At 35.8% G+C, this 13,542-nt stretch carries 12 protein-coding genes; 6 read left to right on the top strand and 6 right to left on the bottom strand.

Annotated features, from left to right (window positions below; genetic code table 11):
- Positions 1–142: 142 nt before the first annotated feature.
- Positions 143–1,348 carry a methyltransferase domain-containing protein gene (locus RTX21_RS02455; RefSeq protein ID WP_312765134.1) on the bottom strand — a complete coding sequence of 402 codons (1,206 nt, stop codon included), beginning with the start codon at positions 1,346–1,348 and terminating at the stop codon, positions 143–145.
- Positions 1,349–1,572: 224 nt separating this feature from the next.
- On the opposite strand from RTX21_RS02455, the gene RTX21_RS02450 reads away from it, so the two are divergent.
- From RTX21_RS02450 to RTX21_RS02435, 4 genes are all read left to right on the top strand, one after another.
- Positions 1,573–2,166, top strand: coding sequence for a TetR/AcrR family transcriptional regulator (locus RTX21_RS02450; RefSeq protein WP_312765133.1), 594 nt, complete (start codon positions 1,573–1,575; stop codon positions 2,164–2,166).
- Between the two features lie 116 nt (positions 2,167–2,282).
- A complete protein-coding gene (locus RTX21_RS02445) occupies positions 2,283–3,626 on the top strand; it encodes a TolC family protein (protein ID WP_312765132.1) in 1,344 nt (447 codons plus the stop codon).
- An 8-nt stretch (positions 3,627–3,634) separates the two neighbouring features.
- Positions 3,635–4,699, top strand: coding sequence for an efflux RND transporter periplasmic adaptor subunit (locus RTX21_RS02440; RefSeq protein ID WP_312765131.1), 1,065 nt, complete (start codon positions 3,635–3,637; stop codon positions 4,697–4,699).
- A 7-nt stretch (positions 4,700–4,706) separates the two neighbouring features.
- Entirely contained in the window at positions 4,707–7,895 is a 3,189-nt protein-coding gene (locus tag RTX21_RS02435; protein ID WP_312765130.1) for an efflux RND transporter permease subunit, read from the top strand.
- Positions 7,896–8,030: 135 nt separating this feature from the next.
- Here RTX21_RS02435 and RTX21_RS02430 read toward each other — a convergent pair whose 3' ends face one another.
- Positions 8,031–8,477 carry a KTSC domain-containing protein gene (locus RTX21_RS02430; RefSeq protein WP_312765129.1) on the bottom strand — a complete coding sequence of 149 codons (447 nt, stop codon included), beginning with the start codon at positions 8,475–8,477 and terminating at the stop codon, positions 8,031–8,033.
- A 205-nt stretch (positions 8,478–8,682) separates the two neighbouring features.
- Here RTX21_RS02430 and RTX21_RS02425 point away from each other — a divergent pair, with 205 nt between their 5' ends.
- Positions 8,683–9,087, top strand: coding sequence for an META domain-containing protein (locus RTX21_RS02425; protein WP_312765128.1), 405 nt, complete (start codon positions 8,683–8,685; stop codon positions 9,085–9,087).
- A gap of 50 nt (positions 9,088–9,137) precedes the next feature.
- Here RTX21_RS02425 and RTX21_RS02420 read toward each other — a convergent pair whose 3' ends face one another.
- The 3 genes from RTX21_RS02420 to RTX21_RS02410 all read right to left on the bottom strand — a co-directional run bounded on the left by RTX21_RS02420 (position 9,138) and on the right by RTX21_RS02410 (position 11,771).
- Positions 9,138–9,380 carry a hypothetical protein gene (locus RTX21_RS02420; protein ID WP_027384090.1) on the bottom strand — a complete coding sequence of 81 codons (243 nt, stop codon included), beginning with the start codon at positions 9,378–9,380 and terminating at the stop codon, positions 9,138–9,140.
- A 79-nt stretch (positions 9,381–9,459) separates the two neighbouring features.
- Positions 9,460–10,794 (bottom strand): hypothetical protein, encoded by a 1,335-nt coding sequence (locus tag RTX21_RS02415; protein WP_312765127.1) that lies wholly within the window; start codon positions 10,792–10,794, stop codon positions 9,460–9,462.
- An 86-nt stretch (positions 10,795–10,880) separates the two neighbouring features.
- Positions 10,881–11,771 (bottom strand): 3-hydroxybutyryl-CoA dehydrogenase, encoded by an 891-nt coding sequence (locus RTX21_RS02410; protein ID WP_312765126.1) that lies wholly within the window; start codon positions 11,769–11,771, stop codon positions 10,881–10,883.
- Positions 11,772–12,268: 497 nt separating this feature from the next.
- On the opposite strand from RTX21_RS02410, the gene RTX21_RS02405 reads away from it, so the two are divergent.
- Positions 12,269–12,718: a very short patch repair endonuclease gene (locus tag RTX21_RS02405; RefSeq protein ID WP_312765125.1), complete on the top strand. Its 450-nt coding sequence runs from the start codon at positions 12,269–12,271 to the stop codon at positions 12,716–12,718.
- Positions 12,719–12,720: 2 nt separating this feature from the next.
- Here RTX21_RS02405 and RTX21_RS02400 read toward each other — a convergent pair whose 3' ends face one another.
- Entirely contained in the window at positions 12,721–13,542 is an 822-nt protein-coding gene (locus RTX21_RS02400; protein WP_312765124.1) for a M23 family metallopeptidase, read from the bottom strand.

Genomic DNA, 13,542 nt, shown 5'->3' with positions numbered 1-13,542 from the left:
CTCTTTTTTATGTTAAAAAATTTATAAAATTCTTTTTTCTTACCAAATGATAAGACATTTTAATAAAATAAGTCTTAGATTTGCGCTTTCATCATTTGTGTTTTTAATTCCTAGGAATACCTTGTGTATCCTGGGAATTTTTTTATGCATTACGTTTAATCAATGCCATGTAGAATCCGTCATAGCCTTCACTAGGCATTATTTTTTCATCTTTGATAAGAGAAAAATCGGGATTGTTCTTTAAGAATGTTTTTACCTGTTCATTGTTTTCTGAGGGAAGAATAGAACAAGTTGCGTAGATCATTTGTCCGCCCTTTTTCAAAATTTTAGAATAATCTTGTAAAATTTGTTGTTGCTCACCTTTGATTCTGTCGATGAAAGCTTGGTCGATCTTCCATTTAGAATCCGGGTTTCTTTTCAAAACACCAAGTCCGGAGCAAGGTGCATCTATCAAAAGCCTGTCTGCTTTTTCGTGTAATCTCTTGATGACTTTATTATCGGAAATCACTCTGGCTTCTATGTTGTGGGCTCCGGCTCTTTTTGCACGTCTTTTCAATTCGGCCAATTTCCATTCATAGATGTCGAGTGCGATAATCTGACCTTTGTTTTTCATCAAAGCGGCCAAATGCAGTGTTTTTCCTCCTGCTCCGGCGCAGGCATCTACAACTCGCATTCCTTCTTTTACATCCAATAATTCTCCTATTTTCTGAGAGCTTGCGTCCTGAACTTCAAATAGGCCATCTTTGAAAGCTGAGGTTAAGAATACATTTTTCTTTTCTGCCAATTGAATGGCATCGGGATAATTTTTGATTGTAAAAGCCTCTACATTTTCATCATTTAGATCGGCGATCAGTTCTCTTGGAGTTGTTTTGAGGGTATTCGTACGGAGAACTGTGGGAGCTTGTTCATTAAGCGCCAGCATTTCTTTTTCCCAGTTTTTGCCCAATTCTTTTTCAAGCGTTTCAGCTAACCAATCTGGAATCGAATATTCTATTGCTTTTGTAGGCACCGTTCCTTTTTTCAGTTTTGTAAGGATATCTGCAACTTTGATTCCGTCAAATTCTTCAAATTTTTTATAATGTGTTTTGCTCCAAAGTAAGTAAGCAATGATCATCTTGTAAACATTGGTTGGTTTTACACCTTCGCCCATATAATATTCAAGGCGTTTTTTCCAACGGATGATATTGTAGAAGATCTCGGAAACTACTTTTCGGTCTTCGCTTCCCCATTTTTTATGAGATTTTAGAAGTCTTTCTATGACTTTGTCTGCGTATTTTCTGTCTTCGAAAAAAGTTTCCTGAAGAGAATCGTGAATGCCGATTAAAAGATTTCGGTGAATTAGTTCCATAAGAATAGTTGAAATATCAAGTTTGCAAATTTACTAAAAATTAAAACGCCTAACGAAAATATAATTCAACGTGCTGTCTATTAATTCTTGCCTTATGAAAAGTACTGAGAACAACAGCAATGTTAATTTTATTTTAAATTTTCAAAAAAAGTTTAATTTTTTTGTTTAACAATTTTGTCAAAAAATAAATTTGAAATAAATTTGCACAAAATTGTTTAACAAAAATGTCAAAACAAGAAAAAAAAGACCAAACACAAGAATTGATTAAAGAAACAGCTAAGAGTCTGTTTTTTGTTCAAGGAAGATTTGATGCTACAACTCAGGAGATTGCAGACGAGGCTGGGGTCAATAGAACGCTCATCAATTATTATTTCAGATCCAGAGATAATTTAATCCAGATTGTTTTTGAGGATGCGCAAAGAGTTGAAAAAGAAAAATCGGAAATTATTATGAGGTCCGATCTGCCTTTCAAGGAGAAAATTACTCAATTTATAGAAGGTAGTTTGTCCACGAGTCTTCAGTATCCATATCTTGAAACTTACATTATTTCTCAAATCAATAAAGGAAGTTGCCAAAAAAAAGATATTGAATCAGAAGATCTGGAAAATCTGTATAAGGATATTGAAAAAGAAATGGATCTGGGAAATATAGAAAGAATGGAACCTATCCAGTTTCTTTTCAATATGATATCACTTCTGATTTTTTCCAGTGCAGCAAGACCTTTGATAAAAGATAATATGATGATCGATGATAAAGAATTTGACAGATTGATTTCTGAAAGAAAAGATATTATTCTTAATATGTTATTTAAAAATTGAAAATAATATTAAAGTATTTTGAAAAATCATCCGTCACTTAAGAGTAAAAGCTTACAAAAAAATAAAAGAAAATATAAAAAAAATTAACGAAGTAATAAACTATGATTAATAACAAAATGATAAAGTGGAGAAAACTGGCTTTAGGCGTTTTGACTGTTACGGGATCACTCTTGTATTCCCAGCAAAGCATTACCTTGAAACAAGCCATAGAATATGCTTTGCAGAATAAGTCTGACGCACTGAAAGCAAAGCTTGATGTTACAAATGCAGAGGCTAAAATACTGGAAGCGAAAGCTGGCGCACTTCCCAAGATCAATGGAACTGCGAATCTTAGCTATAACCCTATTTTACAACAAACGGCTATCGATGTGGGTGCTTTCAGTGGAGGACCTAGCAATATCCAAATGGTTGCAATGGGACAAAAATGGATTGCTAGTGCGGGTGTTCAATTGCAACAAGCACTTTTTGACCAGCAGGTATTCATAGGATTGAAGGCTGCAAAATCAACAAAAGAATTTTATCAATTGAATGCGGATTTGACAGATGAGCAGATTATTGAAAGAGTTTCGAATGCTTACTTCCAGGTTTTCACAGCTCAGGAAAAGAAAAGTACTTTGGAAAGTAGCTTTGCAAGTACAGAGAAAGTACGAAACGTGATCAAGAGTTTGTTCGATAACGGATTGTCCAAAAAAATCGATCTGGACAGGACTAATGTTAATTTGACTAATATCGAAACCAATATCAAGCAGAGCAATAACGGAATTGCCCAGGCAGAAAATGCTCTGAAGTTTTATATGGGAATGCCTATTGAAACTAAGATCCAGCTTGTGCCTGGAGATATGGAAGTGACACCGCATCTTTTAGAAAATATGGTAAGCACCGATGACAGGACTGAAATTAAGGTTTTGTTAAAAAATAAAGAGCTTCTTGAATATCAGAAAAAAGCTACAATCGCAAAATATTATCCAACAGTTAATTTAACAGCCAACTACAATTGGCAAGGATTGGGGCCAAAATTCCCTTTGACCAATGGTAAGTCAAGCGGTGTATACTGGTCAGATTATTCAGCTATCGGTCTAGGGGTGAACATTCCAATCTTCAATGGATTTGCTACTAAAGCGAAGGTTCAGCAAAATCAAATCGAGATCGATAAACTGGAAGCAGACCTGAAAGATACCAAGCTTGGATTAGACCAAGCATATCAGAACGCTAAGTCACAAATCGAAAACAGTCTGTCATCAATTGAAAATCAAAAAGCAAATGTTACATTGGCTGAAAGCGTGCTTGCTGATACAAAAAGTAATTATCAATATGGGCTGGCAACACTTACGGATCTTTTAGATGCTGAAAACTCTTTGGTCCAAGCGAAAAATAATTACACTACGGCTGTTCTGGATTATAAAATTGCAGAAGTACAATACTACAAATCAAAAGGAGAACTTAAAACTTATTTAAAATAAACTATAAAATGAAAAAAACATTAATATATATCATCGTCGCAGCTGTATTAATTGGTTTGGCAGCTTGGAAAATTGCTGATAACAAAAAGAAACAGGAGACTGAAGTGAAAGAAGTTGCAAGACAAGTTGACAAAATAAATGTTAACGTGATCACAGTTTCCCGAGAAAATATCGATACAGATTATTCTGCAAATGGAACTTTTATTCCAAAACAAGAGACACAGCAATCGGCTGATATTGCTGGCCGTGTGGTAAATGTATTCGTAAAAGAAGGTTCTAGAGTAAGTGCGGGCCAAGTTTTGGCAACGATCAAAAGAGATGCGATCGAAGTTGATGTAACTCAGGCTCAGAACAATTTGCAAAATGCAATTATTGATAATCAACGTTATGAAAATGCGTTCAAAACAGGAGGAGTTACAAAACAACAGTTGGACAATTCTAGATTACAACTTAAAAATGCACAGTCTGCTGTGAGGGCCCAAGGTGTTAAAATCAATGACACAAGTGTCCGTGCAGGGATTAGTGGTACTATAAATAAAAAAATGGTAGAGCCTGGAGCTGTTGTTTCAACAGGAACAGCTTTGTTCGAGATTGTTAATATCAATTCGCTGAAGCTTTCTGTTTTGGTGGACGAGAGTCAGGTTGGAAGAATCCAATTGGGTCAGGAAGTAAAGATCAATGTCAATGTTTTACCGGAAGATTCTTTCAGCGGTAGGATTACTTTCATTGCTCCTAAAAGTGATGCTTCCCTGAATTTCCCAGTTGAAATCGAAGTTCAAAACAGAGGGAATTTGAAAGCCGGTATGTATGCAACTGCGGTATTCAAAACCAATCACGGTGCAGAAACTCAAAATATGCTGACCGTTCCTGCAGAAGCTTTTGTAAATGGTGTTAGTTCGGGACAATTGTTTGTCGTAGATAATGGTACTGCTAAGTTAATTAAAGTTACAACCGGAAAAGTTTATGGTGATAAAGTTCAAATTCTAAGCGGACTTAACGGTGGCGAACAAGTCATTACCAGCGGACAGATCAACCTGGATAACGGTTCAAAAATCAATATTGTAAAAAAGTAGAGTAGAGATGAAGTTAGCAGAAATATCCATTAAAAGACCGTCGCTCGTTATCGTATTATTTACGATCCTGACGCTGGGTGGTCTATTAAGTTACTCCATGATGGGGTACGAATTGATTCCGAAGTTTGAGACCAATATGGTAACCATTTCTACGGTTTATCCGGGAGCCTCGCCCTCTGAGGTGGAAACTTCGGTAACCAGAAAAATCGAAGATGCAGTCGGATCTTTGGAAAATGTGAAGAAAGTAGAATCTTCATCTTATGAAAGTTTATCAGTTATCATGGTTCAGTTGAATACGGGTGCCGATGTAAACTATGCTTTGAATGATGCGCAACGTAAGGTAAACGCGATCTTGGCAGACCTTCCGGATGATGCAGATCCGCCTTCATTGCAGAAATTCTCTTTAGACGACCTTCCGATCATGACATTGAGTATTTCCAGTGATAAGCTTAATAATAAAGATCTTTATGATCTTTTAGACAAAAAAATAGAACCGGTCTTTTCTCGTGTCAATGGGGTTGCTCAGGTTACGCTTGTAGGTGGACAGGAAAGAGAGATCCAAGTAAGTTTGGATGAAAAGAAAATGCAGGGGTATGGTCTTGCAATTTCAGATGTACAACAAGCTATACTTTCTTCAAACTTAGATTTCCCGACAGGCGCTTTGAAAACTAGAACTTCAAGATCTACGATCAGACTTTCCGGAAAATATAGAGATGTACAGGAAATGAACAACCTTGTGGTTTCCAACAAAGATGGAGCGCAGGTTCGTTTGTCTGATATTGCAACGGTTTTCGATACTCAGAAAGATGTTGAAAAAGTAGCACGATATAATCAGAATTCTACTATTTTGATGCAGGTGAAAAAACAATCTGATGCGAATGCAGTATCGGTTTCAGAATTAGTTAAGAAGACAATTGAGCAGGTTCAGGACAATTATAAAACGCAGGCAATCAAAGTTAATATAGTAGATGATACAACCGACTTTACTTTAGAAGCTGCGGATCACGTAATATTTGATTTATTCTTGGCAATTATCCTGGTTGCGGTGGTAATGTTATTGTTCCTTCACAACATCAGAAATGCATTTATCGTAATGGTTTCGATTCCGGTATCGTTGATTGCAACTGTGATTGGAATGTACCTGATGGGATATACTTTGAACTTGATGAGTTTATTGGGACTTTCACTAGTGGTAGGTATTCTTGTGGATGATGCCATCGTAGTTTTGGAGAACGTTTACCGTCATATGGAGATGGGGAAAAGCAGGATCCGGGCAGCATACGATGGAGCTTCAGAAATTGGATTTACCGTAACGGCGATTACGTTGGTAATTGTGGTGGTATTCTTACCGATTGCGATGAGTTCCGGTTTGGTGGCTGATATCCTGGCGCAGTTCTGCGTTACCGTTGTTATTGCGACGATGTTGTCATTATTGGCGTCATTCACCATTATTCCTTGGTTATCTTCAAGATTTGGTAAGTTGGTACATTTAACAGGAAAGAATCCATTTGAGAAATTCATCCTTTGGTTCGAAAAACAATTGGAGAAATTTACGCATTGGATCAGTGGGATTTTGGAATGGTGCCTAAAATCGACATTAAGAAGAATAATGACCGTTATCGTAACATTCCTTATCCTGATCTCTTCCTTTATGTTGGTGGCATTTGGATTTATCGGGGGAGAATTCTTCCCGAAAATGGACAGAGGACAGTTCCTTGTTCAGATGGAATTACCGAAAGATGCTTCCGTTGAAAAAACTAATCAGGTAACCTTGGCGGTTGAAAAATACCTTAGAAATGATAAAGATGTCGTAGATATGATCACAACGGTTGGTCAGCAGTCATCAGGTTTTGGTGGAGCACAGGCCACTTTGTATCAGTCTGAGATTCAGGTAATTTTGGTTGATAAGTCTGAACGTGACGAAAGTACAGATATCAAATCAGCTAAAATTAAAAGAGCCCTTGAAGAAAAATTCACCGGAGTTGAGTTTAAAACAGCACCAATCGGATTAATGGGAGCAGATAATGCACCAATCGAAATGGTTGTAACCGCTCAGGATAACGAAACCGCAAACAAAGAAGCGAACAGAATTCTTGAGTTACTTAAAAAAGTTCCCGGTTCTGTAGATGCCGAATTGTCAACCGATTCTGGAAGCCCAGAAGTTCAGGTGAATATCGACAGAGATAAAATGGCTTCTTTAGGTTTAAATCTTTCCAGCGTTGGACAAACGATGCAGACTGCATTTAGTGGAAATACAGATGGGAAATTCAGAGCCGGAGAATATGAGTATGACATCAACATCCGTTTTGGAGATGCCAACAGACAATCTATCGATGACGTAAGAAACCTGATGTTCACAAATCCTAAGGGAGAACAGATCAGACTGAGTCAGTTTGCAGAAGTGAAGATGGGTTCCGGACCAAGTTTATTGGAACGTAGAGATAAAGCACCTTCTGTAAAAGTAAAATCTAAAGTTGTTGGTCGTCCAGTTGGGGATGTTGCGAACGAATGGGCAGCGCAGTTTATGGATAACGAAAAAACAAAACCTGCAGGTGTGACTTATATCTGGAGTGGAGATATGGAAAACCAGACCGAAGGTTTCGGTACTTTAGGTATCGCATTATTGGCGGCTATCGTATTAGTTTACTTAGTAATGGTTTCCCTGTATGACTCGTTTGTATATCCGTTTGTGGTATTATTCTCAATTCCTTTAGCATTGATTGGAGTAATGGTAATTCTGGCCATTACAGGAAACTCTTTGAATATCTTTACGATGCTCGGGATGATCATGTTGATTGGTTTGGTAGCGAAAAATGCGATTATGATTGTCGATTTCGCTAATATGAGAAAAGCAGCAGGAGCTAACACGCACGACGCTTTGATCCAAGCGAACCATGCCCGTCTCCGTCCGATCTTGATGACTACGATTGCGATGATATTCGGGATGATCCCGATTGCGATTGCAAAAGGAGCAGGAGCCGAGATGAACAATGGTTTGGCTTGGGTAATTATTGGTGGTTTGACATCGTCATTATTCTTGACATTGATTATTGTACCAGTGGTTTACTCTTTATTTGATTCGATTTTGAGAAGAATGGGTAAACATGAAACTATAGATTATGATGCTGAAATGAAAGCTGATTATGAACACAGAGAACTAAGTGAAGACGGATTTACGCCTAAACACGTAGATTAATATAATTAATTAAGTTAACCGAGAAGCGCATCAATTAATTGATGCGCTTTTTCTATGTAAATAAACTGAGATGAAGTAATAAAAAAAGCTTCCGGACCAAACTGAAAGCTTCAAGTATTTTTTAATTCAAGAAAATTAATCCGCCATTACCTCTCCGGACTTTCTGTAGACAAAATTTCCGTAGATGTGTCTTCTTGCAAAACGACTTGGCGAATCTGAGTTGACCATTTTGATATAAGTATTTCTTGGAACACCGATGTATTCGAACATTTGTCCATTGAGATGCTGAACTGTCAAAATCGATTTTTCAAGATAAAAATCCTGAATGTTAGACTTGGTTATGGTTTCTGTATATTCTTCTTTATATTTTTCCTGAGTTTCTTCGTGGATGCTTACTAAAAAATGATAAGCTTCTATCACGGTCTTGCTTTTTTCTTCTGCTTCCAGTTTTCCTTCTTCATTATTGATGAATTTATCAGGATGTGTGTCCTTCATCGTATTCCTGTAGATGGTCTTCAAATCCTTCAAAGTTGCTGTTTTATCTATACCAAGAAGCTTTCGGAATTCCCCAATTTTTTTCATAATCTAATTCTTTATCGGGCGCAAAAGTAGGCTATTAAAAATAAAGTTTAGTAATGTGTTCATTATTAATTTGTTAAATTATATTTTTAATCCTGATTGGTATGATTTAGTGCTAGGATTGTGAAAGACCTCAAACTGCCTTTTTTCTGCATGAATATTATGTTAAAGAATAAAATCTTATCTTTGAAAGGTAATTCTATAAGAAATGAAAAAACTTTTTTTTACATCTATATTAGCTTTGTCAATTGTTTCCTGTACCAGCAGAGTAGGAAATGCTTCCAAACTCGGAAAAAGTCAGGCAGCTATCACGGGAACACAATGGGTTTTGGCAGACGATATCGCAAATAGGCCAACGTTATTGATCGAGCAAAACAGGATTTCTGGAAATGCGGGTTGCAATAACTATTTTTCTGACGTTACAATAGACACTTCTGCAGGTAATTTCTCGGCTAAAGCTATTGGTTCTACAAGGAAAATGTGTAACAACATGACCACGGAAACTAGTTACTTAAGCGTTTTGCCAGAAGTGAACAAGTATGTGGTAACAGAAGCAACTTTGGAACTATACAAAGACAATCTTTTATTATTGAAGTTCAATAAACAACAATAAATTAAAATAATTAAACAAAAAAAGGAACTCAATTTTGAGTTCCTTTTTTATTATTCTTCGTCTTCCTCGTCATCGTATTTTGCAAGTTCTTCATCACACCATTTGAAGGCTTCCTCCACAACTTTTGTAGCCTCGTTTGCTACAGTTTCTTCATCATCTCCTTCCAAGTCGTCCAACCATTCTACATCCTCTTCTTCTACGTTAAGGATGAAACGCGGATACTCTGTGTGTACTACAAAAAGATCTTCTGGGAAATCAGAATTGTCGGCTAATAAAAACTTAGGTAATTTCATAATATAAAATTTTAATATAAATCAGAGCATTTGTGACCATCACTCTATGGTTCAAAGATAGAAAATTTCCCGAAAAGAATTATTGATAATTGTTTTTTTTGATTCTGATCTTACTTTCCACTTTATATCTGGTCAATACATTGTTTTTTACAGTATCTGCAGCTTTGAAGGTGATATAAACTCTGGGATTTACGGTACTTATAAGCTCTGCAACTTGAATTTCATCCAGATTTTCAAGAGTTTTTACATAATATTCGAAGGTCTCGTCTTTGAGTTTTTCCTTTTCCAGGAACTCTGTAATTGTTTTTCGGTTTTCCAGATAATCACCTCTGGATAGCCAGGTGAATGTGAAACCCACCATCAGACTAAGAAAAGCAATAGAATAGACAATGTCATCAAATATCTGAAATAATTTCCTGAAAAAAACTATCCATATCCCGATGGAAAAAGGAGCTAGCAACCTGTAATCCATAGGATTGATCCAATAAAAATACTGGATGAAATAGGAACAGATAAAGCAGACAAGGGAAATAGTAATAATAAACTTCTCCGTTTCAGATAGTTTGGTCTTTACAAATAGGAAAATCATGGCAACAATTGTCAAAGCTCCAATTCCGTAGATTCCATAATTGATTATTCCGCCATTGGGATCAGTCATATGGACAAACGGATTAAAAGTGGTCGCAAGTCCCTGAAATAATTCCGGGACTAAAGTAGAAGTAGGTTTCAACCCGATTTCGAGAGATTGGGCAATATAATTCTCATTAAAATAATCAATGAAAATCAATTTATAAAGGCCATAAAAACCGATTCCCAAAGTTCCTGAAATGGCGAAGGTCTTCCAGTAGTTTTTCCTGAAATTCATAACCCCGAACCCCAAAATACCTAGGCAAAAGAACAATGCACTATAACGGATATTGAGCAGGGTTATAAGTAATAGGGTAAGAAAAAATATGCCCTGGATCTGGGTCAATTTATTTTTGAAAATTTGCCGGGCTGTAAAAAATAGCAGAATTACAAATGGCAGTGTAAAAGCTTCGCTCATGGTAAATGAAAAGATGCTCACAAAACTAAATAATGAAGAGACTACCAAAAGCTCTTTGAAAAAAAACTTTTTATTATAAGAAAAGATCAGAATAAAAGTATATGCGAAAAGTCCTACCAGCTTGCTTCCCCAAAATTCATCTACACCAAAGAAAGTAAAGAACTTGATAGATAGCGGATAGCCCAAAGGTGCAATTGTATCATCGATGATCGGGAAAACATTAGCTTGCCGGAGATATCTTATCGAGTCTGGACTTACACGTCCTTTTTCATTAAGGAGAAATCTTAGAATGATCATTACATAAGTTATAACAATCAAAAAAAATTGAAGGATCTTCTCGTATTTGGAATTGAGTTTTATGGCAATCATAGTTTAAAAATAAAAAAACTTTGTCAAAACTGATTCTGACAAAGTTATAAATCGTAATCCGAAATTACTAATTGGTGATTTTAGAATTATTTCAAAAACATTTTTGATACTTTCTCAGCCTTTTTACTTTCGGAATAATCGTAGAAACCTTCACCGGATTTTACTCCTTTTTTACCAGCCATTACCATATTGACCAATAGGGGATTTGGGGCATATTTAGGATTTTTGAAACCGTCGTACATCACGTTGAGTATCGCAAGGCAAACATCCAAACCTATGAAATCTGCTAATTGCAAAGGTCCCATTGGATGAGCCATCCCAAGTTTCATGACAGTATCTATTTCTTCAACGCCTGCAACACCGTTATATAGTGTTTCGATAGCCTCATTGATCATTGGCATCAGGATTCTGTTGGCTACGAATCCTGGATAGTCATTTACTTCTACAGGAACTTTTCCCAGATTTTTTGACATCTCAAAAATCGCATCAAATGTTTCTTTAGATGTCGAATAACCTTTGATAATCTCCACCAGTTTCATGATCGGAACTGGATTCATAAAATGCATCCCGATAACTTTTTCCGGACGTTTGGTTGCTGCGGCGATTTGCGTAATAGAGATAGAAGAGGTGTTGGTCGCAAGAATACAATTCTGCGGTGCCAATTCATCGATCTGAGTGAAAATCTTAAGCTTAAGATCTAGATTTTCTGTTGCTGCTTCTACGATGAGGTCGGCAGATGGAGCAACGGCTTTGATATCTGTAAAGGTTATGATATTTCCAAGTGTGTTTGTTTTCTCATCTTCAGTCAGATTACCTTTAGCAATGATTCTATCGAGGTTTGTTGTGATGGTTTTGATAGCTTTGTCAAGACTTTCTTGGCTTACATCCACCAAACTTACTTGATATCCACTTTGAGCAAATGTATGAGCGATACCATTTCCCATAGTTCCAGCTCCGATGACAACGATGTTTTTCATTCTATATTTTGATTTTGTTTTAATGCTTCTGTTCTTATACAAGAAGGCGGGTATTTTGTTTTATAAACTACTTTAATATTGTTCTCTTTCAAAATATTGCTAAATGCTTTATTTGAGGATTTATTGTCATTCAAATATTGATATTCATAATATACATACTTGCCTTTTTCAAAATCTGATTTAGCTAATTTTTGAGCATCTTGACAATTTAGAACCGTTTGTTTATTTTCTGAACAAGAAAATAATATGAGAAAGCAAAGTATTATTTCGATTGTCTTTTCAAAATGATTTATTACTCCAATATAATTTTCTGATTAATATTAAGGATTCTTGTTGTTATTAATACTGATACTCGATTGTAAATATATCATATTTTCCGAATCCGAAAAGTGATCTTATTCATATATCATAAAAATTTGGAAATAATATATAATCGATAGTTTTGGTCTTAGTTTTGGATTTAACATAATATTCAGACCATTAGCAGACTTTTTCCAATGAAACAACCTGAAACATACATCCGGGACAAACGTTCTCCGATACCAAAAAACGAGAGTGTTTCCAGGGTTATGAGCAAGAACAAAAGCAAAAATACCAAACCGGAATTGCTGCTTAGAAAAGAGCTATGGAAAAATGGAATCCGAGGATATAGACTTCATTCAAAAAAAATTCCAGGCAAACCGGATATTGCCTTTATCTCAAAAAAAATAGCGATTTTTGTCAATGGTTGCTTCTGGCATAGATGTCCGCATTGTCAATACAAATTGCCGAAAACCAACAGAGATTTTTGGAAAAACAAATTCGAAAATATTATAGCAAGAGATCTGAGAGCTATTGATCAGTTGAAAGAGATGAATTGGAAGTCTGTAACCATTTGGGAATGTGAACTCAAGGATAAAGAAAAGTTGGAACAAGCTGTTCAAAAAATAAAGGGTCAGTTAGGCTGATTTTATTCATAATCTCGTGTATATCGCTTTTTTTCTTGAAGGTAGATTGGTTCCGTACTATCCTTTACTTTGAATTTTGTTTTATAATAATTCCTTTCCCCATCTATTTTATTGGAGAAAACTGAAAAATGGAGGTGAGGTCCTTTACTCCAGCCAGTATTTCCACTATAACCGATAAGTTGACCTTGTTTTACTTCATCATTTATTTTTACAATTACACCATTCTTTTTAAGATGGACATACTCTGCGAAAGTTCCGTCATCATGCAGGATTATGATTTTGTTATTATATTTTGCACAATCTTTTGTAAAGCAAGCTTGGTCAGAATCAGATTTTGTGATAACTACTTTTCCCTTTCTTGCTGCAAAAATTTCTGTTCCTAGTTTATGACTGAAATCTAATGCGTAAGCATCCTGATGAGAAAAATTTCCGTTGTACCCTTGATAAATTGATTGTGAAGTTCCAACAGCATACGGTAACCAATAAGCTTCTTCCGGATTTGAAGGTTTTGCATTTATATCACCAAAGACATAAAAGACATTATAACTGAACTTAAATCCTTTCGTTATATTTTCAGCATCAATTTTGGAAATGATAAACTTTTTAGCATTTGCAGGAACAACTATCACACTTTTATTAGCTTGGCTTGACAATACATTCTCACCAGAATATTCATACTCTACACTTATAGGGCAAGATTCATTATTGTCCGCATAAATTACATTGGTTTGATTGTCCTGATATTTGTCGAACTTTATGTCCGGCGATTCTTGAGAAAATACAGACAGAGGAATTAAAAATAAAATAGCAAAAAGATTTTTCAT

The organism is Epilithonimonas sp. (assembly GCF_032054305.1).
Taxonomy (GTDB): domain Bacteria; phylum Bacteroidota; class Bacteroidia; order Flavobacteriales; family Weeksellaceae; genus Epilithonimonas.
The sequence above is the reverse complement of the archived record's forward strand: the minus strand, read 5'-3'. Positions and strand labels throughout refer to the sequence as shown.